This is a genomic window from Burkholderia sp. MSMB1835 (assembly GCF_001526365.1).
Taxonomy (GTDB): Bacteria; Pseudomonadota; Gammaproteobacteria; order Burkholderiales; family Burkholderiaceae; genus Burkholderia.
The window spans coordinates 36,492-60,455 of the sequence record NZ_LOYP01000054.1 but is presented as its reverse complement, the minus strand read 5'-3'; the positions used below and the strand labels follow the sequence as shown (position 1 = coordinate 60,455).

Here is a 23,964-nt window from a genome sequence, read left to right as displayed (position 1 = left end):
GTCCCCTTCAGACAGGAATCCGACGATGAGCCAGAACGATTTCGCGTTCACGCGCGACAGCCTCTACGGCACCCGGGCCGAACCGAGTTTCGCGGGCGCGACGAGCTTCATGCGCCGGCGTTTCAGCCGCGATCTCGACGGCGTCGATCTCGCGATCACCGGCGTGCCGTTCGATTCCGCCGCATCGCACCGTCCCGGCACGCGGTTCGGCCCGCGCGGGTTGCGGATCGCGTCGACGGGCATCGCGTGGGAGCGCCCGTGGCCGTGGTCGTTCGATCCGTTCGACGTGCTGGCCGCGGTCGATTACGGTGATTGCGCGTTCGATCTCGGGCAGCCCGAATCGGTGCCGGGCGCGATCGAGCGGCATGCCGACGCGATTCTCGCGCGTGGCTGCGCGATGCTGACGCTCGGCGGCGATCACTTCATCACGTATCCGCTGCTCAAGGCGCATGCGAAGGTGCACGGGCCGCTGTCGCTCGTGCATTTCGACGCGCACACCGACACGTGGCCCGACCGCGGCGTGAAGCGCATCGATCACGGGACGATGTTCTATCACGCGGCGCGGGAAGGGTGGGTCGTGCCCGAACGGTCGGCCCAGATCGGCATCCGCACGACCAACGACGAACCGATGGGGTTCGACATCCAGGATGCGCGCCACGTGCATGGGTCGACGCCCGCCGCGGTCGCCGCGCGCATTCGCGAGCGCGTCGGCGATCGTCCGGTGTACCTGACGTTCGACATCGACTGTCTCGATCCGGCGTTCGCGCCGGGCACCGGGACGCCGGTCTCGGGCGGCCTGTCGAGCCATCAGGCGCTCGAGATCCTGCGTCACCTCGACGGCATCGACCTGGTCGGCATGGACGTGGTCGAAGTGTCGCCGCCGTACGATCATGCGGAAATCACGTCGCTGGCCGGTGCGACGATCGCGCTGGAGCTGATCTGCCTGTATGCGTCGCGCCGGCGGCAGAAAAAGGACGCGTCGATCGATGGATGACCTCACCTGGCGCAAGGCCGTTCCCGGCGACGCCGCCGAATGCATCGCGCTGCGGGCGCGCACCCGCGAGAACGCGTTCACCGAAGCGCAGTTGCGCGCGCTCGGCATCACCGTCGAAAGCTGGGGCGACGGTATCCGCGACGGGCTGTTCTCGGGCCACGTGTGCTGCGCGCGCGGATGCATGGTCGGCTACTGCTTCGGCGAGACCGTCTCGGGCGAGATCGTCGTGCTCGCGATGCTGCCCGAGTACGAAGGAGCGGGGATCGGCAAGCAGTTGCTGCGGCATGTGATCGACGATTTCGCGGCGAACGGCATCACGTCGCTGTTTCTCGGCTGCTCGACCGATCCCGCGTCGCGCGCGTACGGGTTTTATCGTCACCTCGGCTGGACGCCGACCGGCGAGCTGGACGACGCGGGGGACGAGATCCTCACGTTTCAGGTCGGGCAGCGCGGCTGATCGGACGCGTTGTTCGGATCTCGGCGTTTGCCCGGTTCGGACAACTGCTTGGTCAGACCGGGCAATCAGGTCATTGCCGCATGCGCGCGCCGACCGCGCGATGGCGTGGCGCTGCGTCGCCACGACGCCAACGCGTGGCGGCGCGCGCGACATCGACGCCGCACGACACCTGCCGAACCTCCTCCCGCCGGCGCCATGGCAGCCACGCCCGGCCGGCCACCCCCGATCGAGCTTTCATTTTCCCGACGCCCGGCTTGAGGCAAAACCTGCGCAGGTAGACCGCGATTGCTCGGACAATTTCGAAAGTCGATCGATATCGGGTAATCACCGATATCTCGCAAGTTGTATATACAAGATCATCCGCTGGCAATGTCGGCACGCGTCGTGCCGCTTGCGCGCCAGCGGGCAGACCCTGCGTGCGTGGCGCATGCCGGCGATCCACGGCGCCCCGCATTCGACGAGCCGAAAGGGCGGCTCGCAGCTTCCCGTCTCGTTCAAACCATATGTGATCCTGAGTATTTTGGAGATTGACCCGTGTCAACGAATTCCAGTGGAAAAGCCGGCGGACTGATCGAGGTTCGCTCGATCGACTTCATTCCCGACGCCGAGCGCCACGGCGGCGTGCTGAGCCAGTTCACGCTGTGGCTGTCGGCCAACATGCAGATCACGGCCATCGTCACGGGCGCGCTCGCGGTCGTGCTCGGCGGCGACGTGTTCTGGTCGCTGGTCGCGCTGCTGCTTGGCCAGCTCGTCGGCGGCGCGGTGATGGCGCTGCACGGCGCGCAGGGGCCGCAGCTCGGTCTGCCGCAGATGATCTCGAGCCGCGTGCAGTTCGGCGTGTACGGCGCGATGATCCCGATCGTGCTGGTGTGCCTGATGTACATCGGCTTTTCCGCGAGCGGCTCGGTGCTGGCCGGGCAGGCCGTCGCGCAACTGCTGCACGTCGACGACGCGGCCGGCATCCTGCTGTTCGCGGCCGTGATCGTGGTGCTGACCGTGTTCGGCTATCGCGCGATCCATTTCGTCGGCCGAATCGCGAGCGTGGTCGGCATCGTCGCGTTCGTCTACATGTTCGCGCAACTGTTCGCGAACCACGACATCGGCGCGCTGCTCGCGAACCGGCATTTCTCGCTGCCGAGCTTTCTGCTCGCGATGTCGCTGTCCGCGTCGTGGCAGATCGCGTTCGGCCCGTACGTGGCCGACTATTCGCGCTATCTGCCGCGCTCGACGTCGTCGGTCGCGACGTTTCTCGCGGTCGGCCTCGGCTCGGTGATCGGCGCACAGGCGGCGATGGTGTTCGGCGTGTTCGCGGCCGCGCTCGCCGGCAGCCAGTTCGCGCACCATGAAGTGTCGTACATCGTCGGCCTGGGCTCGACGGGCGCCGTGGCCGCGCTGCTGTATCTCAGCATCGCGTTCGGCAAGGTGACGGTGACGGCGCTGAACGCGTACGGCAGCTTCATGTCGATGGCCACGATCGTCAGCGGTTTTCGCGGCAAGGGCGCGGTATCGTCGAAGAGCCGCCTCGTCTACATCTTTGGGATGATCTGCGTGTCGACGCTGATCGCGCTCGCGGGCCGTCATTCGTTCCTGAAGGAGTTCACCGCGTTCATCCTGTTCCTGCTCGCGTTCTTCACGCCGTGGAGCGCGATCAACCTCGTCGACTACTACTGCTTCACGCGGTCGCGCTACGACGTGCCGGCGCTGTCCGATCCGGATGGCCGCTACGGCCGCTGGAACGCGATGGCCATCACGATCTACGTGGTCGGCATCCTGGTGCAGTTGCCGTTCATGTCGACGCACATCTACACGGGGCCGCTCGTCGATGCGCTCGGCGGCACCGATATCTCGTGGATCCTCGGTCTCGTCGTGCCGGCCGTGCTGTATTACGTCGGCGCCCGCGCGTCGCGACGCAGCATTCCCGAGCGCCTGATCCTGCCGCTCGAACGCGGCGAAGTCCACCACTGACGACACGTCTCGCGCATCGGGCCGGCAAGCCGCCAGCCTGAGCGCGAAGCCGGGCGCAGCCTGCGCCGGGCGCTGTCGACACAATCCCGTATCCCGCGATGGCGGTGCGGCATTCATGCCGCGCCAGATATCGTTTCAACCTCTGTCCATTGAATAGTATGACTAAGCATAGTGAAGTGCGCGGCGTCGATGGCCGCGCGCAGCCGGTGCACGCCGGTGTTCGTGTCGCGGTGGCGATCGCCTGCGTCGCCGGTTCGGGCGCTGCGCGCGCGCAGGACGGCGTCACGCTGTACGGCGTGATCGACGAATTCGCGCAGTACGTGAATACGGGCAACGGCTATACGGCCGCGATCAATTCGGGCGGCCAGTGGGGGAGTCGATTCGGATTGAAGGGCGGCGAGGATATCGGCGGCGGCCAGAAGATCGAGTTCGCGCTGGAAAACGGCTTCAATCCGAACGACGGCTCGCTCGCGAGCGCCGGCAGCATGTTCAACCGGCAGGCGTGGGTCGGCATCGCGGGACAGTGGGGCAAGGTGCGCGCGGGCCGGCAGAATTCGCCGCTATTCAACGACCAGGGCGGGCAGGATGCGTTCGGCGGCGTCACGCAGGCGTCCGGCATGGACAACCTGACCGTGTTCGCGTTCCGCACGAGCAACACGCTGTCGTACCAGAGCCCGGAGATCGCCGGTTTCCAGGGCGGGCTGTATTTCGGGTTCGGCGACGCGGGCGGCGTACGCTCGGCCGGTTCCAGCCAGCAGTTCGACGTGACCTACGAACACGGCCCGTTCGGCGCGTTCGTCGCGGGCCAGTGGTTGAAGAACGCCGCGGCGACCACGACCGATCGCACGCTCATGGCCGGTGCGTCCTACGCGATCGGCAACGCGACCGTGTACGGCGGCTTTTCCGCAGTGAAGTGGGCCGACCTCGGGATCGATTCGCGCGTGTACGGGTTGTCGGTCAAATACCAGTTCAATCCTGCCAGCTACGTCGCGCTCGGTTACGCGTACCTGCACGACCAGTCGTCACAAGGCAACAATGCGGATCAGCTCGGGCTGATGGTCGGGTACGATCTGTCGAAGCGCACGAGCTTCTACGGTGCGCTGTCTTACCTGCGCAACCGCAACCAGGCCGGCTACACGCTCGCCGGTGCGGCGAATCCCGGCCTGCCGCTCGCGTACCCGGGCGCGAATGCGCGCGGCGTGCAACTCGGTATAGTGCATCGCTTTTAACGCGCGCCGCGCCGGGGCCTTGGGCGCCCGGCGCGAGTCCCGGCCGCACGCGCGCCGTCATTTCCCGAGCCGCTCCGCGAGCGAGTAGCGCTGCATGCAGCGCTCCATCGCGTCGAGAAACGCGTGCTCGGCCGCATTCATCTTGCGGTCGCGATGCCACAGCAGGAACACGTCGACATCGACGAGCCCGTCGTCGGGCGGTAGTCGCCACAGCCGTTGTTGCGCGATGTCGTCGCGCACGATGTGCTCGGGCAGGCAACCGATCCCGTAGCCCGCGAAGATCAGCCGCCGCACTTCCTCGAGGCTCGGCGACGACGCGACGATGCGCCCCGTGAAGCCTCTCTGGTCGCGGAACACGGTGAGCGGCGACAGGCTGTCGCCGATCTGGTCGCTCGTGAACGACACGAAATTCTCCGCGAGCAGGTCGTCCATCCGCAACTGCGTCTGCCCGAACAGCCGGTGATGGCGGCCGCAGTAGATCGCGTAGCGCTGGCGCAGGAAGCAGCGCATTTCCAGCTTGTCGTGCGGCGTGCGGCACAGGCCGAGCCCGGCCGTGGCCGTTTTCTGCAGCAGCGACGACAGGATGTCCGACGAGCGCATCACTTCGATCTGCAGATCGATACGCGGATACGCGCGATGGAAATCCGCGAGGAACTCGTCGTAGACGGGCGATTCGATGCGGCTCACCGTCAGCAGCCGGATCGAGCCGGTCAGGTCGGCCGTGCTGTCGTCGATTTCGGTCTCGAGGCGCGAGATGCCGCCGTAGATGTCGCTCGCGATCCGGTACACGGCTTCGCCGGCCGGCGTCGGCGCGAAGTGCGCGCCGCGCCGCTCGATCAGCCGGCGCTCGAGCGTCTCCTCGAGCCGCCGCAGCGCCTGGCTGACGGCCGGCTGCGTGACGTGCAGGCGGGCGGCCGCGCGGCTCACGCTGCGCTCCTGCATGATCACCAGATAGGTGCGCAACAGGTTCCAGTCGAGGCGGTCGTTCAGGAACGGGGCGAGATCGGGGCGCATCGGGTCTCCGGAGCGGTCATTAGTTCGATTTATATCGCGAATAATAACTTGAAATTTGACTAATGATTTGCGGTCGCCGATAAAGGAGGGGCGCCGCAGCGTGCGGCGCGAGGCCGCGACAGACGGCCGTCGTCACGATATTGCGCGTCGCCCCGCCGCGGCGTGCGTCAGGAGCCCGCATGACCCAGTCCCTTCCTTCCGCCCGCCAGCCGGGACGCGCCGCGACGGCCGCGTTCATCGGCACGATGATCGAGTGGTACGACTTCTACATCTACGCGACCGCCGCCGCGCTCGTGTTCGGCGAACTCTATTTCCCGTCGCACGATCCGTTCGTCAGCACGATGGCGTCGTTCGCGACGTTCGCGGTCGGCTTCTTCGCGCGTCCGCTCGGCGGCGTGATCTTCGGCCATCTCGGCGACCGCATCGGCCGCAAGAAGGCGCTGATGACGACGCTGATGATGATGGGCGTCGCGACCGTCTGCGTCGGGCTGCTGCCCGATTATTCGAAGGTCGGCATCCTCGCGCCGGTGCTGCTCGTCGCGCTGCGCATCGTGCAGGGGATCGCGGTCGGCGGCGAATGGGGCGGCGCGGTGCTGATGGCGGGCGAGCATGCGCCGCAGGGGCGCCGCACGTTCTTCGCGTCGTTCGCGCAGCTCGGCAGCCCGGCCGGGCTGATCCTGTCGCTGATCGCGTTCCGCGCGGTCACGTCGATGGACAAGGCCGATTTCCTCGCGTGGGGCTGGCGCCTGCCGTTTCTCGCGAGTTCGGTGCTGCTCGTGGTCGGCATCCTGATCCGGCTCGGCGTGAACGAGTCGCCGGAATTCGCGCGGGTCAAGGAAGCCAACCGCACGGTGAAGCTGCCGGTCGCGGAAGTGTTCCGTTCCGCGTCGGGGCTCGTGCTGCTCTGTATCGGCGCGAACACGATCGGCATCGCGGGCGTCTATTTCACGAATACGTTCATGATCGCGTACACGACCCAGTACGTCGGCGTATCGCGCTCGCTGATCCTCGACAGCCTGTTCGCGGTCGCGATCATCCAGTTCTTCGCGCAGCCGCTCGCCGCGTGGATCGCCGAGCGCATCGGCGGGGCGCGCTTCCTGAAACTCGCGGCGCTGCTCGCGATGCTGTCGCCGTATCCGATGTTCATGCTCGTGCAGGGCGGCACGTCGGCGTCGCTGATCGCGGGCATCGCGCTCGCCGTCGTCTGCATGGCCGGCTTCTACTCGGTGATCGCGGGCTTCGTCAGCGACGTGTTTCCCGCACACGTGCGTTATTCGGCGATCTCGCTCGCTTACCAGATTTGCGGCGCGATCGCGGGCGGCCTGACGCCGCTCGTCGGCACGTGGCTCGCGCATCGCTTCACGGGCCAGTGGTGGCCGATCGCGGTGTTCTACACGTGTCTCGCCGGCATTTCGCTGCTCTGCATCGTCGCGCTCGATGCGCGCCGCGCCGCGCGGCCGGCCGCCGCCGAAGCGCTCGGCTCGCATTGAACCTCAACGAACGAATCGATCCGGAATGCATATGAACGACCTGCTGGAAATCGACGGCGCCCGCTTGTGGCGCAGCCTGGCCGACATGGCGCGCGTCGGCGCGACACCGCGCGGCGGCGTGCGGCGCCTCGCGCTCACCGATGACGACCGGCGCGGACGCGACCTGTTCGCGCAATGGTGCCGCGACGCGGGGCTGACGGTGAGCGTCGATGCCGTCGGCAACCTGTTCGCCCGGCGCGACGGCGCCGATGCGCACGCCGCGCCGGTGCTGATCGGCAGCCATCTCGACACGCAGCCCGAAGGCGGCCGCTTCGACGGCGTCTACGGCGTGCTCGCCGCGCTCGAACTCGTGCGCACGCTGAACGACGCGGGCATCGCGACCGACAAGCCGCTCGAGATCGTGTCGTGGACCAACGAGGAAGGCGCGCGCTTCGCGCCGGCGATGCTCGGCTCGGCCGTGTTCACGGGCGCGTTGCCGCTCGACGACGCGCTCGCGAAGGAGGACGCCGACGGCGTCACGCTCGGCGCGGCGCTCGACGCGTGCGGCTATCGCGGCACGCGCGCGACGGGCGGCGCGGTCGACGCGTATTTCGAGGCGCACATCGAACAGGGGCCGGTGCTCGAGGCGAACGGCACGACGATCGGCGTCGTCACGGGCGGCCAGGCGATCCGCTGGCTCGACGTGACGGTGACGGGCGTGGCCGCGCACGCGGGCACGACGCCGATGCCGTATCGCAAGGATGCGTATTTCGCGAGCGCGCAGATCGCGCTCGAGCTCGAACGGATCGTCGCCGCCTACGCGCCGCGCGGGCTCGCGACGATCGGGCAGGTCGGGATTCGCCACGCATCGCGCAACACGATTGCCGGCGACCTGACGTTCACGGTCGACCTGCGCCATCACGACGATGCCGAAGTCGATGCGATGGAGCGCGACCTGCGCGACGCATGCGCCCGCGTTGCCGCCGCGCGCGGCGTGCAGGTGGCGATCGATACCTGCTGGCGCAGCCCGGCGACGCCGTTCGACCGCGATTGCGTCGGGCTGGTCGCACAGGCGGCTGCCGCATTCGGCTACACGCACGAGCGGATCGTGAGCGGCGCCGGCCACGACGCGATCCTGCTCGCACGTCGCTGCCCGACCGCGATGGTGTTCATTCCGTGCGTCGACGGCCTGTCGCACAACGAAGCCGAGGATGCGTTGCCCGACGACGTGACGCGCGGCACGAACGTGCTGCTCCACGCGGTGCTGGCGCGCGCGGGCATCGCGACGCGCGTCGAAGCGCCGGCCGTGTCGCACGGCGCCTGACACGGCGAATCGACGAGGACCTTCATGAAAACCTATTTCCATCCCGAACAACTGCTGCACCATCCGCGCAGCTACCTGTCGCGCGGGCAGATGCGCGAGCCGCAGGAAGTGCCCGAACGCGCGGCGCGGCTGGTCGCGGCCGTCCGGTCGCTCGACTTCGACGTGCGCGAGCCGGCCGACCGCGGCGCCGCGTCGATCGCGGCCGTGCACGACATGAACTACCTGCGTTTTCTCGAGGACGCGCACCGCGACTGGAAGCGGATGCCCGACGACTGGGGCGACGAAGTGATGTCGAACGTGTTCGTGCGCGATCCGAACCCGCTGCGCGGCGTGCTCGCGAAAGCCGCGCGCTATCTCGCCGACGGCAGTTGCCCGGTGGGCGCGAATACGTGGCGCTCGGCGTACTGGTCGGCGCAGGACGCGCTGGCCGCGGCCGCAGACGTCAACGACGGCGCACGCGAGGCGTACGCGCTGTGCCGGCCGCCCGGTCATCATGCGCGCCGCGACGCGGCCGGCGGCTTCTGCTACCTGAACAACGCGGCGATCGCCGCGCAGGCGCTGCTCGGTCGCCATCGCCGCGTCGCGATTCTCGATACCGACATGCATCACGGGCAGGGCGTGCAGGAGATTTTCTACGGCCGCGACGATGTGCTGTACGTATCGATTCACGGCGACCCGACCAACTTCTACCCGGTCGTCGCGGGCTACGAGGAAGAGACGGGGGCAGGCGCCGGCGCCGGCTTCAACCTCAACCTGCCGATGCCGCACGGCGCGCCGGAGTCGGCGTTCTTCGAGCGGCTCGACGACGCGCTGCGCGCGCTCGCGCGGTTCCAGCCCGATGCGCTCGTGCTCGCGCTCGGCTTCGACATCTACAAGGACGATCCGCAATCGCAGGTCGCGGTCACGACCGACGGGTTCGGACGGCTCGGCGGCGCGATCGGTGCGCTCGGATTGCCGACGGTGATCGTGCAGGAAGGCGGCTATCACCTCGAGAGTCTCGATGCGAATGCGCGCGCGTTCTTCGGCGGGTTTGCCGCGGGGCGCTGACCGGGCCGGCGGAATCGGACCGTACGCCGACAGTGAAAACGGCCGCATGTGAACTGCACCCCAAAAGTTGGGCAACCAACCTTTGGGGTGTTTTTCATGATTGAACCGCTTGGATTTCTTGGACAGTGCCGAGCGTTAGTGTTCGGTCTTCCTGAACAGCCTGGACGTCAACCGTCCAGCTTCATGGATCGGTTCAATGGCGCGGCCGTGAAAATGCGTGCGGAAGGGTGCAGGCGGCCCGGGCGCGCCCGCGCTCACGAATTCGCGGCGGCCGGCGCGCGGCGGCGCTGCGTGACCTGCAGCATGACGAGCGCGAGTCCGGCGGCGGCGATCAGCGCGCCGACGAGCGGCACCGCCGCGTAGCCGAACCCGGCCGAGATCGCCGCACCGCCGGCGGCGGCGCCCACCGCGTTGCCGAGGTTGAATGCGCCGATGTTGACGGCCGACGCGAGGCCCGGCGCTTCGTGGGCCGCGCGCATCACGCGCATCTGCAGCGGCGGCACGACCGCGAACGTCGCGATCCCCCAGACCAGCAGCGTGACGCCGGCGCCCGCATGCGTGGCGGCGAGCAGCGGGAACGCCGCCATCGTCGCGATCAGCAGCACCAGGAAGCCGATCAGCGTGCCGTCGAGCGAGCGGTCGGCCAGCCGGCCGCCCGCGACGTTACCGATCGAGAAGCCGACGCCGATCAGCACCAGCATCGCGGTCACGAAGCCGGGCGTGGCGCCCGTCAGGTGTTCGAGCGTCGGTGCGACGTACGTATAGAGCGTGAACATCGCGCCGGCGCCGAGCACGGTCGTCCCGAGCGCGCCGAGCACGACGGGCCGCGTCAGCACGGAGAGTTCGGCGCGCAGGTCGGGCATCGTGCCGGCTTCGCCCTTCGGCAGCGCGGCGAACAGGCCGGCGATCGCGATCACGCCGAGGCCGGCGGTCGCCGCGAACGACATGCGCCAGCCGATGAGGTGGCCGAGCCAGGTCGCGGCCGGCACGCCGCCGACGTTCGCGATCGTCAGGCCCATGAACATCGTCGCGACCGCGCTGGCCTGCTTGTCGCGCGGCACGAGGCTCGCCGCGACCACCGAGCCGAGCCCGAAGAACGCGCCGTGGTTGAGACTCGTCACGAGCCGCGCGAGCAGCAGCGTCGTGTAGTCCGGTGCGACGGCCGACAGCAGGTTGCCGATCGTGAAGATCGACATCAGCGCGATCAGCGCGGCGCGGCGCGACCAGCGCGCGAGCAGCAGCGTCATCAGCGGCGCGCCGACCATCACGCCGATCGCATACGCGCTGATCAGCATGCCGGCTTGCGGTATCGACACGTGCACGCCGTCGGCGATCACGGGCAGCAGACCCATCGGCGAGAACTCGGTCGTGCCGATGCCGAACGCGCCGGCGGCGAGCGCGAGCAGCGGCAGTGCGGCGCCGCCGCGGGACGGGGAGGAAGTCGTGGGGTTCACGCGGTGAGCTCCTGTAGTCGGGGAACGACGGCACGAGGCCGTCGAGGACAGCGTGAAGTGTGCCAGCATGACTTTTGCGGAAAAAGCCGCATCCGGGCGAAATTATCTTGATTTCATGTCAACAATGCAGCGTGCGGGCCACGTGCATGGCGTGACCCGGGAGCCGAGCTTCGGCGGGGAAGGCGATCGCCGATGGCCGGCGTCGCGCAATGGCCGGAAAGCCTTTCGCCGCCAGGCCCGACGGCAAAAAAGCCCCGACCACAGGGGGACCGTGGCCGGGGCGAAAACGCATCCTCTCTTTGGCACGAGGGGTTGGATGCGCGCGCAGTATATTTCGGGCCATGACGATTCGAATCGGCGTTAAACGGCTGTTTTTGGTGTCAATTTGAAAATTGCGGTGTCGTGGCGTCGTCCGTCGGCGTCCCGAAAGATTTTTCGATGACGCGATGGTGTCGTTGAGTCCACGAAAACCGCAGAAACGCCGGGACCGCGGAAAGGGGCATTCCGTCCGTCGGTGCTGCAACGTGCATCGTCCGATCGCGCGCCGACGCATCCGCGTTCGTTCAGCCCGATTCGCCGGCCGCCGCGCGGACCGCCGCCAAGAAACGCGCGACGACCGGCGACGGCGCCGCCGCCGCGCCGTCGAACACGAACTCGATGTCGAAGCGGCTCGCGAGTTCGTCGAGCGCGACGAGCCGGACCGTGCGCGGGCAGGTCGGCGACGCGCTTTGCGGCACGAACGCGCAGCCCATCCCGGCCGCGACGAGACCGATCAGCGTCGGGATGTCGCTGCCGACCTGCGCGATGCGCGGCGTGAAGCCGGCCTGCTGGCACTGGGTCATCAGGAACCGGTGGTGCGCGGCGGAGCGCTGCGCATCGAACCAGACGAACGGCTCGTTCGCGACGTCGGCCAGCGTGCGCGGCGCGACGAAGCGGCCGCCCGGCGGCGCGGGCATCGCCAGCACGAAGCGATCGCTCAACAGCCGTACGCCCGTCAGGTGCGGCGCTTCCTCGCGACGCCACGCCATGATCCCGGCGTCGAGCTGGCCGCGCATCAGCGCGCTCGCCTGTTCGGCCGACAGCATCGGCGCGATCGACAGTTTCACGTCCGGGCACGCATCGCGAAACGCCTTCAGGACGTTCGCGACGACCGGCAACGGCAGGCAGTTCGGCAGCGCGCCGAGCCGCAGTTCGCCGAGCTGGCCGGCCGCGCTGCGCAACGCGCGCTCGCGGCTGTCCTGCAGCATGGCGAGCAGGCCGGTCGCATCGTGCAGGAAGCTCGTGCCGGCCGCCGTGAGCGTGACGCCCGTCGCGCGACGGATCAGCAGCGGCGTGCCGATCGCGTCCTCGAGCTCGCGGATCTGCCGCGACAGCGCGGGCTGCACGATGCCGGCCGCGCGGGCGCCGGCCATCACGCTGCCGGCCTGGGCGACGGCGACGAAGTAGCGCAGGTGACGCAGTTCGATCTGGCGCATGCGGTGTCCGGTCCGGTGAGTGGATATGCCTGCAAAGCATAGCAAACGCCATTCGATGGTATTGGAAAGCATGGCGAGCGTGCCGTACGATGACCGTCGTTGCCGCATTCGCTTCGTCGCGCGTCGCGTGCGTGTCCTCCGTTCTCATTGCGTCCCGTCTCATGCCGCTTCATATCCCGACTCCTTATATCCGCTCGCCCATCGTGTCCCGTCGGCTCGGCAAGGCCATCCGGCTGAAGCTCGATGCGCTGCAGCCGTCAGGCTCGTTCAAGCTGCGCGGCATCGGCGCCGTCTGCGAAGCGCGCCAGGCGGACGGGGCCCGGCGGTTCGTGTCGTCGTCGGGCGGCAACGCGGGCATCGCGGTCGCGTATTGCGGCCGCGAGCTGGGCGTGCCGGTGCGCGTCGTCGTGCCGGAAAGCACGTCGGCCCGGGCGCGCGAGCTGATCCGCGTCGAAGGCGCGGAACTCGTGGTGCACGGCGCGAGCTGGGCGGAGGCGAACGCGTTCGCGCAGTCGGCGCTCGGCGAGCACGACGCGTTCGTGCATCCGTTCGACGACCGCATCCTGTGGCAGGGGCACGCGACGATGATCGACGAGATGGCGGCGGCAGGCCCGAAGCCCGACGCGGTCGTGCTCGCGGTCGGCGGCGGCGGTCTGCTGTGCGGCGTGCTCGAAGGGCTGGCGCGCAACGGCTGGCACGACGTGCCGGTCGTCGCGGCCGAGACGGAAGGCGCCGACTGCTACGCGCGCTCGCTCGCGCAGGGGCGTCCGGTCGAACTGGCGGCCATCGCGAGCATCGCGACGACGCTCGGCGCGAAGCGGCCGTGCGACGCGGCGGTCGAATGGGCGACACGCCACGCGATCCATCCGGTCGTCGTGTCCGATGCCGACGCGGTGGCTGCATCGCTGCGGTTTCTCGACGAACACAGGATCGTCGTCGAGCCTGCGTGCGGCGCTGCGCTGGCCGCGCTGGAGCGGCCGGTGCCGGTGCTCGCGTCGGCAGCGGACATCGCGGTGATCGTCTGCGGCGGCGTGACCACGACCGTCGAGCATTTGCAGACGCTGCGCGCGACGTTGCGGTAGGCGAGGGCGCGGGCAGACGGCGCAGTCGCGAGACGGCGGGCCGACTGCGATCGTCGCGAGGGGTGAACTGCGGGCTTGGGCGGCGTGCGGCCAGCGGCGATGCGTCGGCGTTGCCTTGCCGTCATCCCATCAATCCCGGGCGGCCATGCGCGGCGCGCGTACGGCCGCATGGGCATGAACGGTTTCGGGGAATGACGCGGAAGGCCGGCGTACCGTCGCGCTACGGCGCATTCGGCCGGGCGCGACGATACGGGAGCGCGATCAGTGCGCGGTTGGCGCGCTCGCGCCGGACGACGCGGACGATGCGGCCGGATCGGCGGCAACCGGCGCAGGCGATGCGCTCGACGGCGCCGGTGCCGACGCGGGTGCCGCCGCTGCCGCCGAAGGCGCGGACGCGACCGACGACGGAGCGGCGGTGGCCGGCGCTGCTGCCGGACTCGGAGCAGACGCGGGCGCGGAAGCCGGTGCGGCCGTCGAACCTGAGGTCGACGAAGGGGCCGGCGCGGTTGCCGGCCCGGAAGTCGGCACAGGCGCTGATGCGGGAGCAGGCGCTGATGCGGGAGCCGACGCAGGCGCCGGACCGGCCGCCGAAGCCGGCGCAGGCGCGGACGCCGCTGCGGGCGCGGCGCCCGAAGCCGGTACCGACCCGGACGCCGCCGCCGGCGCGGCAGCGCGCGTTGCAGGCGCCGCGACGGCCGATGCCGCCGACGGCACGGCATTTGCACCCGACCCCGGCGCGATGCCCGGCGCCGAAAGCGGCACCGGCGCGGCGGGCGGCGTCGGCACGACCGGCGTCGTCATCTTCATCGGCTCGCCCTGCGGCGTCGGCGCGGGCTCGGGCAGCGGCGCGACGGGCTCCTTCTCGGCGGCCTTCACGGTCGCACGGTCGCGGCGCGCCGGATCGATCTTCAGGAAATGGTCGACGAGATTGAAGAAGCGCTCATAGAACACGCCGGCGGGAATCGTCTCGCTCGCGGTCTTGACGAGCGCATCGTCGCTCGACCCGATCGGCAGCGACAGCGAGCCGAACACGCTGAGGCCGACGCTGGCCGACGTATTCGACTTCTTCAGCGTATAGCGGTCCTGCACCGCGTTCACGTACGCGATGCTCGACGAGCCGTCCGCATTCGCATCCGCGCACACGACGTGAAACTCGATCACGACGTGCATGTCGTTGCTCGGCTGGAAATTCTTGCTGCCGTCGACGGCATCGTTGCGCGACGACGACACCACGTAGCCCTGGCTCAGCAGCGCGCGCCGCGCGGCCTCGCAGGCCGCGTCGGATTTCGAGTGGAACGTATGCGCATACGGGCTGCTGGTCGCGTCGAACTGTTCCTGCTGGTAGATCGGCTTGGGCGGCGACGAGCATGCCGCCAGCACGGTCGCGGCCGCGAGCGCGCACGAAACGGAAAACAGGCGAAATCGGTTGTGCATGGCGTCTTTCAGAAGGCTCGGCGAGAGGCGGCGCAAGGGTGGTGCCCGGATGGGCGTGCACACACGTCTCGTGTGGCCGGGGCGACATTATAGTTTCGTTTGATGTCGCGCTCGCTTCAGACGGCCGGCGCGCCGTGCGCCGCGGCCAGCAAGCGCGACGTCAGCGGATGATGTTCGCCGCGCCGCGAGCGGATCGCGTGGATTTCCTCGGTCACGTCGCCCGCCCGGCCGAGCCGCCTGAGCCCGCGCAACAGCGACGCGTCGTTCGCGCCGAGTTCGCTCAGCGGAAACACGCCGAGGCCGCGCGCCGCGAACACGGCCATCAGCGCGCTGTCCTCGAACTCCCCGGCCACCCGCGGCACGATCCGCTCGCTTTCCAGCCACAGGTCGAGACGCGCGCGCAATGCCGAATGCGCGGTCGGCAGCAGCACCGGCAGGCCGGCCAGGCACTGCGGAAAGCGCTGCCGTGCGCTCGGCGTGACGAGCGCTGCGGGCCCGTACCAGTCGACCGGCGACGCGACGAGGCGCTCGCTCGTCACGCGCAGGTTCGACCCGGACGGCGCGCCTTGACCGGCCAGCACGAGATCCAGATGATGCAGCGCGAGTTCCGCGAGCAGCGCGTCGTGCTCGCCCTCGTGGCACAGCAGCCGCAGCGTGGGCGTGTCGAGCACCGGGGCCAGGATCGCGTGCGCGGCGAGCTTGGAGATGCCGTCCGCGAGGCCGACCGCGAGCCGCACGGTCGGCTGGCTGGCCGCCGCGCGCACGTCGTCGGGAATCAGCCGGCCCATCTCGAAGATGACCTCCGCGCGCGCGAAGGCGGCTTGCCCCGCGTCGGTCATCGCGACGCCGCGCCCGGCCGGCCGCAGCAACTGGTGCCCGAGCGATTTCTCCAGCTCTCGCACCTGTGCGCTGATCGTCTGCACGGCCATGTCCAGTCGGGCGGCCGCACGCGCGAAGCCGCCTTCCTTCACGACGACCCAGAAATAGTACAGATGTCGAAAATTCAGCATCGGAGCAGGATATATCGTAAAAACCGAACCTAAGGTCAGATTCTCTCTGATTTTTCCGAAGTGTGGGGGCGGCATATCATCGGGCTTTCCACTTTCGTATCGGCCCATTCCATGGATTACCTGCTGACGCTTGCCGCCGACCCCGCCGTCTGGGCCGCGCTCCTCACGCTCGTCGTGATGGAAGTCGTGCTCGGCATCGACAACCTGATCTTCATCTCGATCCTCAGCAACAAGCTGCCCGAGGCGCAGCGCGCGCGGACGCAGCGCCTCGGCATCGCGCTCGCGCTGGTGATGCGCCTCGCGTTGCTCGGCAGCGTCGCGTGGATCGCGAGCCTCACCGAACCCGTGTTCACGCTGTTCGACCATGCGTTCTCGTGGCGCGACATGATCCTGCTGTCGGGCGGCCTGTTCCTCGTGTGGAAGGCGACCACCGAGATCCATCACCACGTGTCGCACGACGGTAACGGCGCGGGCGGGGCCGTCGGTGCGGCCGGCCTGACGGTGTGGGCCGCGATCGGCCAGATCGTGATGCTCGACATCGTGTTCTCGATCGACAGCATCGTGACCGCGATCGGCATGACCGAGCACGTCCCGATCATGTTCGTCGCCGTGATCGTCGCCGTGGCCGTGATGCTGTTCGCCGCGCAGCCGCTCGCACGCTTCATCGACCGCAACCCGACGATCGTGATGCTCGCGCTGTCGTTCCTGGTCGTGATCGGCATGACGCTGATCGCCGAAGGATTCGGTTCGCACGTGCCGAAGGGGTACATCTATGCGGCGATGGCGTTCTCGGCGTTCGTCGAGGGCATGAACATGCTGGCGCGGCGCGCGAAGGCGAAGCGGGCGGCGCACGCGGCGCGCGACTGACGCGGCACGCGCGACGCCGGCCGCCGCGGCGGCCGGCTCTTTCACCTCATACGGATTCCGAATGAAATTCGAACGGAAAGGAGAAATGCGATGAAATGCCCTGTCTGCAAGACGCCCGATCTGCTGATGGCCGAGCGCCAGTCGATCGAGATCGACTACTGTCCGACCTGCCGCGGCGTGTGGCTCGATCGCGGCGAACTCGACAAGCTGATCGCCCGCGAAACCGATGACGCGCCGGCTCGCCGCGACACGCCGGCGCAACGCGATGCGTACGCGCAGCACGGCCGCGACGACGGCTGGGGGCGCGACGGCCGCTCGCACGACGAGCGATACCGGCACGACGGCCGGCGTCGCAAGAAGTCGGTGTTCGACCTGTTCGATTTCGATTGAATCTGCCGTCCGCGCGCCCGAATGCGCGCGGCTCGATGCAACAAAGCCCCGCCCGGCATCGCGCCGGTGCGGGGCTTTTTCACGCGCGTCGTGTCAGGACGCGCATCGACTTTCACGCATTGCCCGCCGTCACGTCGATGCGGCGCGGACGCGTTTCCTCGCGGCGCGGAATCGTCAGCGTCAGCACGCCGTCGCGCAGGTTCGCGTCGATCCGCGACGTGTCGAGATCGGCGCTCAGCACGAAGGATCGCGCATAGCGCGTCGCCCGCACTTCCGCGTGCCGTACGCGCAGCTCGGCCGGCGTGTCGATGTGCGTGGCGGCTTCGATCGTCAGCGTATTGTCGTGCACCTTCACGTCGAGGTTCTCGCGCGGCACGCCGGGCAGGTCGGCCCGCAGCGTGACGCCGCGCGAGCCCTCGACGATGTCGACGGACGGGGCGATCGCGGGCCGGCGGGCGGCTTCGGCGGCGGCAGCGTGAACGGTGCTCGGGTGGCGTTCGGCCAGGGTCGGATTCGTGTTCATGTGGGTATCCTGTGGGTTACTGAATGGTGATCGCACGCGGCTTCGATGCTTCGCGCCGACCGACGCGAATCAGCAGGCAGCCGTTTTCGTAGCGGGCACTGACCTGGTCGGGGTCCGCGTCGCGCGGCAGTTCGACCACGCGGCGGAACGCGCCGTGAAAGCGCTCCTGCGCATACGTGCGCACGTCGTCGCCTTCGGTGCGCGGCGCCGGTTTGCGCTCGCCGCTGATCGTCAGCAGATCCTTGTCGATCGATACGTCGAAATCGGCCGCGGCCATGCCGGGCGCGAATGCGACGATCTCGATCGCATCGTCGGTGGCGCCGACGTTGAGTGCGGGAAAGGCGCCGGGGCGCACCGCGCGGATGCCGGACGGGCGCTCGCCGAGCAGGCTCGCCATCTGCCGCTGCACGCGGGCGAATTCGTCGAACAGGTCGTTGCCGAAATGGATACCGCTCATGTTGGTCCTCCTGAACAGGGAACGCGGGAGACGTGACGGCGCGACGCCTGCGGCGGGCGCGACGGGGGGCTCCACTGGATCGATACGGGGGCGGTGCGTTGCATGAGGCACTGCCCGACGACGCTTAATTAGTGGCCGCCGTCGCGCATTTCAAGAGGGATTGCGCAATCTGCGTCGACACGTGCGCGCGGGATTCGATGCGACAATCGGCGCGGCATATCTGCAGACCAACCACACGGGACAACCATGGACATTCGACGTATCGCGATCGTCGGCGCCGGCGTGATCGGCGCGAGCTGGGCCGCTTTCTACCTGACGCAGGGCTTCGACGTCGTCGCGACCGACCCGGCCCCGCAGGCCGATGCGCGGCTGCGCGACGCGCTGGCCGCGTTTCTCGGCGAGCGGGCCGCGGAGCTTGCCGCGCGGCTGTCGTTCGACGCCGATCTCGAGCGTGCGCTGGACGGCGTCGACTTCGTGCAGGAGAGCGGCCCCGAGCGACTCGACCTGAAGCGCGCGCTCTATCGCCAGATGGACGACGTGCTGCCCGCGCACGTGCCGATCGCGTCGAGCTCGTCGGGCCTGAAGATGTCCGAGATCCAGACCGCGTGCGCGAAGCATCCGGAACGCTGCCTGATCGCGCATCCGTTCAATCCGCCGCACCTGATTCCGCTCGTCGAGCTGGTCGGCGGCGATGCGACCGGCCAGGACGTGATCGCACGCGTGAAGCGTTTCTACGACGGGCTCGGCAAGCAGACGATCGTCCTGAACAAGGAGATGACCGGCCATGTCGCGAATCGGCTCGCGGCCGCGCTGTTTCGCGAGGTGTATCACCTCGTCGGCGAAGGCGTCGTGAGCGTCGCCGATGCGGACAAGGCCGTCGCGTGGGGCCCCGGCCTGCGCTGGGGGCTGATGGGGCAGTGCCTGACCTATCACCTCGGCGGCGGCGCGGGCGGGATCGCGCACTTTCTCGAGCACCTGTCGGGGCCGATCACGAGCTGGTGGGACGACCTCGGCACGCCTTCGTTCGATCCGGAAGTCGATCGCAAGCTGAACGACGCGCTGCGCGCGATCCAGGGCGAGCGCTCGATGCAGGAACTGGCGGCGGAGCGCGACCGGTTGCTCGTCGAGCTGATCGACGCGCGGCGCCGCAGCTTCCTGCCCTGATCGCGATCCGATCGCGCGCGGCGGCGGCGCCGGTCACTGCTGCGACGTTGCCTGGGGCGCGGGCGGCACATGGGCCAGCCACGCGGGGCTCGCGGCCTGCACGAGTTCGCGATTGCGCGCGCGGGTCGCGGCGTCCGGCGGGTAGTTGCCGTCGTTCGTCGGCAGTTCGCCGTCGAGATAGGCCTGCTTGAGCTGGTCGACGACTTCCGCGCGCGTCAGGCCCGGTGCGGGGGCCGGCGCGTCGGTCTGGGCAAAGGCGGGGGACAGCAGCGCGGCTGCAGCGGTCGCGGCGGCGAATCGCAGGACGTTCTTCATGGCGGGCTCCGATCAAGGGGACGGGGTATCGGAGGCGCGTGGCGATGCGCGGCGCGCCTCCGATGGGTCCCATTGTCGCGAGCGGGTGCTGCGCGGACGATGACGCGTGCCGGGCAAAGCCGTCAGGTGCGCACGGCGCCGTTACAACTCGGCCGCCGCCGCGATCAGCGTGGCTTCCAGCGCGAGTGTCGAGCGCGACGCGGCCGCCGGGCGATCGATCACGTATTCGAGTTCGCCGAGTTCCGGCAGTCCCGCCTCGAGCCGCGCGAGCCCGGCCGGGATCACGTAGCCGGCGAACGCGCTGACGCCGAGCCCCGCGCTCGCGGCCGCCCGCAACACCGCGATGCTGCTGCTCACGACGGCGATCCGGTAAGGGCGCCCGACGGCTTCGAGCGATTCGAGCACGCGGCGGCGCGACACGCTCGGTTCCGGATGCATCGCGAGCGGCAGCACGGCTTCGTGGCCGGTGATCGGCGAATCGGGGCCGGTGCACCAGTACAGCGGTTCGCTGCGGATCACACGGCCGCGCCGGCTGCCGGCGATGCGTTTCGCGAACACGAGATCGTGCCGGCCTTCGTCGAGCGCGTCGAACAGGTCGCCCGACAGCCCGGTCGAGATCGCGAGTTCGACGTCCGGGTTGCGCTGCACGAAGCTCGCGAGCGCGGCCGTCAGGTGCGCCGACGCGAAATCCTCCGACATCGCGAGCCGTACCTTGCCCGACAGCGGCGGCCCGCATACCGACGTGACGGCCTCGTCCATCAGTTCGAGGATGCGCACCGCGTAGCGGAACAGCGCGTCGCCGTGCTGCGACAGGTGCACGTTGCGCGTGTCGCGCTCGAACAGCGGCCGGTCGAGCAGCTCCTCGAGGCGGCGGATATGCTGGCTGACGGTCGACTGCGACAGGCTCACGCGCTCGGACGCAGCGGTGAAGCTGCCGGACTGGGCGACGGCGACGAAGCTGCGCAGCAGCTCGGGCGGTAACGGACGCATTGCTAAATCCACTGAATCGGTTTCGACAACTTCATAAATGGCCGGATTTTGCGGCGCTAGTATCGGATCACGCGCCAGTGCGGCCTCCGCGAAGGGGGGGCACCGGACGCGTAGCCCGTGTCGCGCCGCCGGCTGCATCGGTCAGTCTAAGCCATCCGGCGTGCGGCCCGAACCCGCATCATCCCATCGACCCCGAGAACGCGCTCGCACGACGAGCCGCCGGGCCGCGGCGCCCCGCCGCAGGAGACGAACAGTCCGCCCGGGATCGGCGTGCGGGCCTGGCTCCCGCACGCGTCAGGCGCCCGTCACGAAGAGACTGGAGACGACTCATGATCATCTACGGAACCGCGCTGCTGGCGTTCTGCCACCTGGCCGGACTGTTTCTCGGCGACCTGCTCGGCGCAGCCATCGGCGTGAAGACCAACGTCGGCGGCGTCGGCATCGCGATGCTGCTGCTGATCTGCCTGCGCCTGTGGCTGCATCGGCGCGGCTGGCTGCCGAAGGAGACTGAGGCCGGCGTCGGTTTCTGGGGCGCGATGTACATCCCGGTCGTCGTCGCGATGGCCGCGAACCAGAACGTCGTCGCCGCGCTCAAGGGCGGGCCGGTCGCGCTGCTGGCCGCCGTCGGCGCGGTCGCGGTCTGCGCATGCTGCATCGCGGTACTCGCGCGCATGGGGCGCGACGACACGGCCTTCGCGGGCGTGCCGCAATTCGAAGAACGGTAACGGAGGCCGCCATGCTGCAGATGCTCGAAAAAACCGTCGCCCACAACGGGCTCGTCGCGTCGTTCGCGCTGGTCGGCCTGATCATGTGGCTGTCGTCGATCGCGTCGCGCAAGCTCACGTTCGGCCGCGTGCACGGCTCGGCGATCGCGATCGTCATCGGTCTCGTGCTCGCGTACGTCGGCGGCGCATTCACCGGCGGCGAGAAGGGATTGGCCGACGTCAAGCTGTTCGCCGGCATCGGCCTGATGGGCGGCGCGATGCTGCGCGATTTCGCGATCGTCGCGACCGCGTTCGAGGTGCAGCCGACCGAGGCGCGCAAGGCCGGGCTCGTCGGCGTCGTGTCGCTGCTGCTCGGCACCGTGCTGCCGTTCATCGTCGGCGCGTGCATCGCGCGCGCGTTCGGCTATACCGATGCGGTCAGCATGACGACCATCGGCGCGGGCGCCGTCACCTACATCGTCGGGCCCGTCACGGGCGCGGCGATCGGCGCGAGCTCCGACGTGATCGCGCTCAGCATCGCGACGGGGCTCGTCAAGGCGATCATCGTGATGGTCGGCACGCCGGTCGCGGCCAACTTCATGGGCCTGAAGACGCCGCGCTCCGCGATGATCTTCGGCGGGCTGGCCGGCACCGTCAGCGGCGTGAGCGCGGGGCTCGCCGCGACCGATCGCCGGCTCGTTCCGTACGGCGCGCTGGTCGCGACGTTCCATACCGGCGTCGGCTGCCTGCTCGGGCCTTCGCTGCTGTTCTTCACGACGCGCGCGCTGGTCGGCGCATAGCCGCCAAGTGCGATCCGGGCGGCCGGCGCGTGCCGGCCGCGGCGGGCCGCATCCATCGCGGCGTCCTCTGAGTCGCATTCGTCAACATCATCAATCGGCGGCGGCGCCAGGCTTAGAATGCCGCTGAACCATCGAAGCGGAGAACTGTTCATGACGGGATGGAATCACGCGCGGCAGGCGCGCGATGCACGCCTCGCGGCCGGCACGGCATACGCGCACGGCAAGCGGGTCGATGCGCGCGACACCGTCGCGTTGCTCGAAGCGGTGCTGCGCCCCGGCGACCGCGTCTGCCTCGAAGGCGACAACCAGAAGCAGGCCGACTTGCTCGCCACCGCGCTCGCCGACGTCGACAGCGCGAAGATCCACGATCTGCACATGGTGCAGTCGGGCGTCGTGCTGCCCGAGCATCTCGACGTGTTCGAGCGCGGGATCGCGAAGCGTCTCGACTTCGCGTATTCGGGCCCGCAGTCGCAGCGCATTGCGAAGCTGCTGTTCGGCGGCAAGATCGCGCTCGGCGCGGTGCATACCTACCTCGAGCTGTTCGCCCGCTACTTCATCGACCTCACGCCGCAGGTCGCGCTGATCGCGGCCGTGAGCGCCGACGCCGACGGCAACCTGTACACCGGCCCGAACACGGAGGACACGCCGACCGTCGTCGAGGCCACCGCGTTCAAGGACGGCATCGTGATCGCGCAGGTCGACCGCATCGTCGACAAGGTGCCGCGCGTCGACATCCCGGGCGATCGCGTGCATTTCGTCGTCGAGGCCGGTCGGCCGTTCTACGTCGAGCCGCTGTTTACGCGCGATCCGGCCGCGATCACCGAAACGCAGATCCTGACCGCGATGCTCGCGATCAAGGGCATCTACGAGCCGTACGGCATCCGCCGCCTGAATCACGGGATCGGCTTCAACACGGCCGCGATCGAGCTGCTGCTGCCGACTTACGGCGAGAAGCTCGGGCTGAAAGGCAAGGTCTGCACGCACTGGGCGCTCAACCCGCACCCGACGCTGATTCCCGCGATCGAATCGGGCTGGGTCGAGCAGATCCACTGCTTCGGCTCCGAAGTCGGGATGGACGACTACATCCGTGCGCGCTCCGACGTATGGTTCACGGGCCCCGACGGATCGCTGCGCTCGAACCGCGCGTTCTGTCAGACGGCCGGCCTCTATGCGTGCGACATGTTCATCGGCTCGACGCTGCAGATCGACCTGGCGGGCCATTCGTCGACGGTCACGGCCGAGCGGATCGCCGGCTTCGGCGGCGCGCCGAACATGGGCAGCGACGCGCGCGGCCGCCGCCATCCGAGCGAGCCGTGGCTGAAGGCCGGCGCGCAAGCCGACCCCGACACGCCGGCGGCGCTGCGGCGCGGCCGCAAGCTGGTCGTGCAGATCGGCGAGACGTTCGGCGACAAGAACGTGCCGATGTTCGTCGAGAAGCTCGACGCGCTGAAGCTCGCCGACAAGCTGCAGCTCGACCTCGCGCCGATCATGGTGTACGGCGACGACGTCACGCACATCGTCACCGAGGAAGGGATCGCGAACCTGCTGATGTGCCGCGACAAGGACGAACGCGAGCACGCGATCCGCGGCGTCGCCGGCTATACGGACGTCGGCCGCGGCCGCGACCGGAAGCTGGTCGAACGGCTGCGCGAGCGCGGCGTGATCCGCCGCCCGGAAGATCTCGGCATCGATCCGCTCGACGCCGATCGCCGCTGGCTCGCCGCGCGTTCGATCAAGGATCTCGTGCACTGGTCGGGCGGGCTCTATGCGCCGCCGGCCCGGTTCCGCAACTGGTGAGGA

The 23,964-nt window shown here is 69.0% G+C and carries 23 protein-coding genes; 14 read left to right on the top strand and 9 right to left on the bottom strand.

Going from position 1 to position 23,964, the window contains the following annotated elements; all coding sequences use genetic code 11:
- Positions 1–25: 25 nt before the first annotated feature.
- From speB to WS96_RS26225, 4 genes are all read left to right on the top strand, one after another.
- Positions 26–994, top strand: a complete 969-nt coding sequence (gene speB / locus WS96_RS26240) for an agmatinase (protein ID WP_059836576.1) — start codon at positions 26–28, stop codon at positions 992–994.
- Complete coding sequence (locus WS96_RS26235) at positions 987–1,451, top strand: GNAT family N-acetyltransferase (RefSeq protein ID WP_059836574.1); 465 nt, start codon at positions 987–989, stop codon at positions 1,449–1,451. The genes speB and WS96_RS26235 overlap by 8 nt, the downstream gene beginning before the upstream one ends.
- A gap of 534 nt (positions 1,452–1,985) precedes the next feature.
- On the top strand, positions 1,986–3,416 hold the full coding sequence (locus WS96_RS26230; protein WP_059836572.1) for a purine-cytosine permease family protein: 1,431 nt from the start codon (positions 1,986–1,988) through the stop codon (positions 3,414–3,416).
- A gap of 158 nt (positions 3,417–3,574) precedes the next feature.
- A complete protein-coding gene (locus tag WS96_RS26225; RefSeq protein ID WP_059836570.1) occupies positions 3,575–4,645 on the top strand; it encodes a porin in 1,071 nt (356 codons plus the stop codon).
- A 57-nt stretch (positions 4,646–4,702) separates the two neighbouring features.
- On the opposite strand, the gene WS96_RS26220 is transcribed toward WS96_RS26225, so the two are convergent.
- On the bottom strand, positions 4,703–5,659 hold the full coding sequence (locus tag WS96_RS26220) for a LysR family transcriptional regulator (RefSeq protein WP_034206911.1): 957 nt from the start codon (positions 5,657–5,659) through the stop codon (positions 4,703–4,705).
- A gap of 179 nt (positions 5,660–5,838) precedes the next feature.
- Here WS96_RS26220 and WS96_RS26215 point away from each other — a divergent pair, with 179 nt between their 5' ends.
- From WS96_RS26215 to WS96_RS26205, 3 genes are read left to right on the top strand one after another with little or no spacing between them, the layout of a single operon-like run.
- Positions 5,839–7,149 (top strand): MFS transporter, encoded by a 1,311-nt coding sequence (locus WS96_RS26215; RefSeq protein WP_059836568.1) that lies wholly within the window; start codon positions 5,839–5,841, stop codon positions 7,147–7,149.
- 31 nt (positions 7,150–7,180) lie between these two features.
- Positions 7,181–8,452 (top strand): Zn-dependent hydrolase, encoded by a 1,272-nt coding sequence (locus WS96_RS26210; protein ID WP_059836567.1) that lies wholly within the window; start codon positions 7,181–7,183, stop codon positions 8,450–8,452.
- A gap of 24 nt (positions 8,453–8,476) precedes the next feature.
- A complete protein-coding gene (locus WS96_RS26205) occupies positions 8,477–9,499 on the top strand; it encodes a histone deacetylase family protein (protein ID WP_059836564.1) in 1,023 nt (340 codons plus the stop codon).
- Between the two features lie 254 nt (positions 9,500–9,753).
- Here the strand turns inward: WS96_RS26205 and WS96_RS26200 are convergent, their stop codons facing one another.
- The gene (locus tag WS96_RS26200) at positions 9,754–10,953 is read right to left on the bottom strand and encodes an MFS transporter (RefSeq protein ID WP_059782601.1); all 1,200 of its coding nucleotides are present in this window, start codon (positions 10,951–10,953) and stop codon (positions 9,754–9,756) included.
- Positions 10,954–11,516: 563 nt separating this feature from the next.
- Positions 11,517–12,428: a LysR family transcriptional regulator gene (locus WS96_RS26195; protein WP_059836562.1), complete on the bottom strand. Its 912-nt coding sequence runs from the start codon at positions 12,426–12,428 to the stop codon at positions 11,517–11,519.
- Positions 12,429–12,589: 161 nt separating this feature from the next.
- On the opposite strand from WS96_RS26195, the gene WS96_RS26190 reads away from it, so the two are divergent.
- Positions 12,590–13,510 (top strand): pyridoxal-phosphate dependent enzyme, encoded by a 921-nt coding sequence (locus WS96_RS26190; protein WP_059836971.1) that lies wholly within the window; start codon positions 12,590–12,592, stop codon positions 13,508–13,510.
- Positions 13,511–13,771: 261 nt separating this feature from the next.
- On the opposite strand, the gene WS96_RS26185 is transcribed toward WS96_RS26190, so the two are convergent.
- Both WS96_RS26185 and WS96_RS26180 read right to left on the bottom strand, forming a co-directional pair.
- Positions 13,772–14,944 (bottom strand): DUF2242 domain-containing protein, encoded by a 1,173-nt coding sequence (locus WS96_RS26185; RefSeq protein ID WP_059836560.1) that lies wholly within the window; start codon positions 14,942–14,944, stop codon positions 13,772–13,774.
- A 116-nt stretch (positions 14,945–15,060) separates the two neighbouring features.
- Complete coding sequence (locus WS96_RS26180; protein ID WP_059836558.1) at positions 15,061–15,954, bottom strand: LysR family transcriptional regulator; 894 nt, start codon at positions 15,952–15,954, stop codon at positions 15,061–15,063.
- A 111-nt stretch (positions 15,955–16,065) separates the two neighbouring features.
- Between WS96_RS26180 and WS96_RS26175 the strand changes: the two genes are divergently transcribed.
- On the top strand, positions 16,066–16,821 hold the full coding sequence (locus WS96_RS26175) for a TerC family protein (protein ID WP_059836556.1): 756 nt from the start codon (positions 16,066–16,068) through the stop codon (positions 16,819–16,821).
- A gap of 90 nt (positions 16,822–16,911) precedes the next feature.
- Positions 16,912–17,211, top strand: coding sequence for a TFIIB-type zinc ribbon-containing protein (locus WS96_RS26170; RefSeq protein ID WP_059782609.1), 300 nt, complete (start codon positions 16,912–16,914; stop codon positions 17,209–17,211).
- A gap of 112 nt (positions 17,212–17,323) precedes the next feature.
- Here the strand turns inward: WS96_RS26170 and WS96_RS26165 are convergent, their stop codons facing one another.
- Positions 17,324–17,734, bottom strand: coding sequence for an Hsp20/alpha crystallin family protein (locus WS96_RS26165; RefSeq protein ID WP_059836554.1), 411 nt, complete (start codon positions 17,732–17,734; stop codon positions 17,324–17,326).
- A gap of 16 nt (positions 17,735–17,750) precedes the next feature.
- A complete protein-coding gene (locus WS96_RS26160) occupies positions 17,751–18,191 on the bottom strand; it encodes an Hsp20/alpha crystallin family protein (RefSeq protein ID WP_034206926.1) in 441 nt (146 codons plus the stop codon).
- Positions 18,192–18,437: 246 nt separating this feature from the next.
- On the opposite strand from WS96_RS26160, the gene WS96_RS26155 reads away from it, so the two are divergent.
- Positions 18,438–19,355: a 3-hydroxyacyl-CoA dehydrogenase NAD-binding domain-containing protein gene (locus tag WS96_RS26155; protein ID WP_059836552.1), complete on the top strand. Its 918-nt coding sequence runs from the start codon at positions 18,438–18,440 to the stop codon at positions 19,353–19,355.
- A 33-nt stretch (positions 19,356–19,388) separates the two neighbouring features.
- Here the strand turns inward: WS96_RS26155 and WS96_RS26150 are convergent, their stop codons facing one another.
- Positions 19,389–19,670: a DUF4148 domain-containing protein gene (locus tag WS96_RS26150; protein ID WP_059836550.1), complete on the bottom strand. Its 282-nt coding sequence runs from the start codon at positions 19,668–19,670 to the stop codon at positions 19,389–19,391.
- A 141-nt stretch (positions 19,671–19,811) separates the two neighbouring features.
- Complete coding sequence (locus WS96_RS26145) at positions 19,812–20,660, bottom strand: LysR substrate-binding domain-containing protein (protein WP_034206929.1); 849 nt, start codon at positions 20,658–20,660, stop codon at positions 19,812–19,814.
- 329 nt (positions 20,661–20,989) lie between these two features.
- On the opposite strand from WS96_RS26145, the gene madL reads away from it, so the two are divergent.
- The 3 genes from madL to mdcA all read left to right on the top strand — a co-directional run bounded on the left by madL (position 20,990) and on the right by mdcA (position 23,961).
- On the top strand, positions 20,990–21,385 hold the full coding sequence (gene madL, locus WS96_RS26140) for a malonate transporter subunit MadL (protein WP_034206930.1): 396 nt from the start codon (positions 20,990–20,992) through the stop codon (positions 21,383–21,385).
- An 11-nt stretch (positions 21,386–21,396) separates the two neighbouring features.
- The gene (gene madM, locus WS96_RS26135) at positions 21,397–22,164 is read left to right on the top strand and encodes a malonate transporter subunit MadM (RefSeq protein ID WP_027784056.1); all 768 of its coding nucleotides are present in this window, start codon (positions 21,397–21,399) and stop codon (positions 22,162–22,164) included.
- 150 nt (positions 22,165–22,314) lie between these two features.
- Entirely contained in the window at positions 22,315–23,961 is a 1,647-nt protein-coding gene (mdcA, locus tag WS96_RS26130; RefSeq protein ID WP_059836970.1) for a malonate decarboxylase subunit alpha, read from the top strand.
- The last annotated feature ends 3 nt before the right edge of the window (positions 23,962–23,964 follow it).

Bases quoted from the DNA above. Each gene is read 5' to 3' on its own strand.
- speB (WP_059836576.1), top strand. From the start codon at position 26: ATGAGCCAGAACGATTTCGCGTTCACGCGCGACAGCCTCTACGGCACC.
- WS96_RS26235 (WP_059836574.1), top strand. From the start codon at position 987: ATGGATGACCTCACCTGGCGCAAGGCCGTTCCCGGCGACGCCGCCGAA.
- WS96_RS26225 (WP_059836570.1), top strand. From the start codon at position 3,575: ATGACTAAGCATAGTGAAGTGCGCGGCGTCGATGGCCGCGCGCAGCCG.
- WS96_RS26220 (WP_034206911.1), bottom strand. From the start codon at position 5,659: ATGCGCCCCGATCTCGCCCCGTTCCTGAACGACCGCCTCGACTGGAAC.
- WS96_RS26215 (WP_059836568.1), top strand. From the start codon at position 5,839: ATGACCCAGTCCCTTCCTTCCGCCCGCCAGCCGGGACGCGCCGCGACG.
- WS96_RS26210 (WP_059836567.1), top strand. From the start codon at position 7,181: ATGAACGACCTGCTGGAAATCGACGGCGCCCGCTTGTGGCGCAGCCTG.
- WS96_RS26205 (WP_059836564.1), top strand. From the start codon at position 8,477: ATGAAAACCTATTTCCATCCCGAACAACTGCTGCACCATCCGCGCAGC.
- WS96_RS26195 (WP_059836562.1), bottom strand. From the start codon at position 12,428: ATGCGCCAGATCGAACTGCGTCACCTGCGCTACTTCGTCGCCGTCGCC.
- WS96_RS26190 (WP_059836971.1), top strand. From the start codon at position 12,590: ATGCCGCTTCATATCCCGACTCCTTATATCCGCTCGCCCATCGTGTCC.
- WS96_RS26185 (WP_059836560.1), bottom strand. From the start codon at position 14,944: ATGCACAACCGATTTCGCCTGTTTTCCGTTTCGTGCGCGCTCGCGGCC.
- WS96_RS26180 (WP_059836558.1), bottom strand. From the start codon at position 15,954: ATGCTGAATTTTCGACATCTGTACTATTTCTGGGTCGTCGTGAAGGAA.
- WS96_RS26175 (WP_059836556.1), top strand. From the start codon at position 16,066: ATGGATTACCTGCTGACGCTTGCCGCCGACCCCGCCGTCTGGGCCGCG.
- WS96_RS26170 (WP_059782609.1), top strand. From the start codon at position 16,912: ATGAAATGCCCTGTCTGCAAGACGCCCGATCTGCTGATGGCCGAGCGC.
- WS96_RS26165 (WP_059836554.1), bottom strand. From the start codon at position 17,734: ATGAACACGAATCCGACCCTGGCCGAACGCCACCCGAGCACCGTTCAC.
- WS96_RS26160 (WP_034206926.1), bottom strand. From the start codon at position 18,191: ATGAGCGGTATCCATTTCGGCAACGACCTGTTCGACGAATTCGCCCGC.
- WS96_RS26155 (WP_059836552.1), top strand. From the start codon at position 18,438: ATGGACATTCGACGTATCGCGATCGTCGGCGCCGGCGTGATCGGCGCG.
- WS96_RS26150 (WP_059836550.1), bottom strand. From the start codon at position 19,670: ATGAAGAACGTCCTGCGATTCGCCGCCGCGACCGCTGCAGCCGCGCTG.
- WS96_RS26145 (WP_034206929.1), bottom strand. From the start codon at position 20,660: ATGCGTCCGTTACCGCCCGAGCTGCTGCGCAGCTTCGTCGCCGTCGCC.
- madL (WP_034206930.1), top strand. From the start codon at position 20,990: ATGATCATCTACGGAACCGCGCTGCTGGCGTTCTGCCACCTGGCCGGA.
- madM (WP_027784056.1), top strand. From the start codon at position 21,397: ATGCTGCAGATGCTCGAAAAAACCGTCGCCCACAACGGGCTCGTCGCG.
- mdcA (WP_059836970.1), top strand. From the start codon at position 22,315: ATGACGGGATGGAATCACGCGCGGCAGGCGCGCGATGCACGCCTCGCG.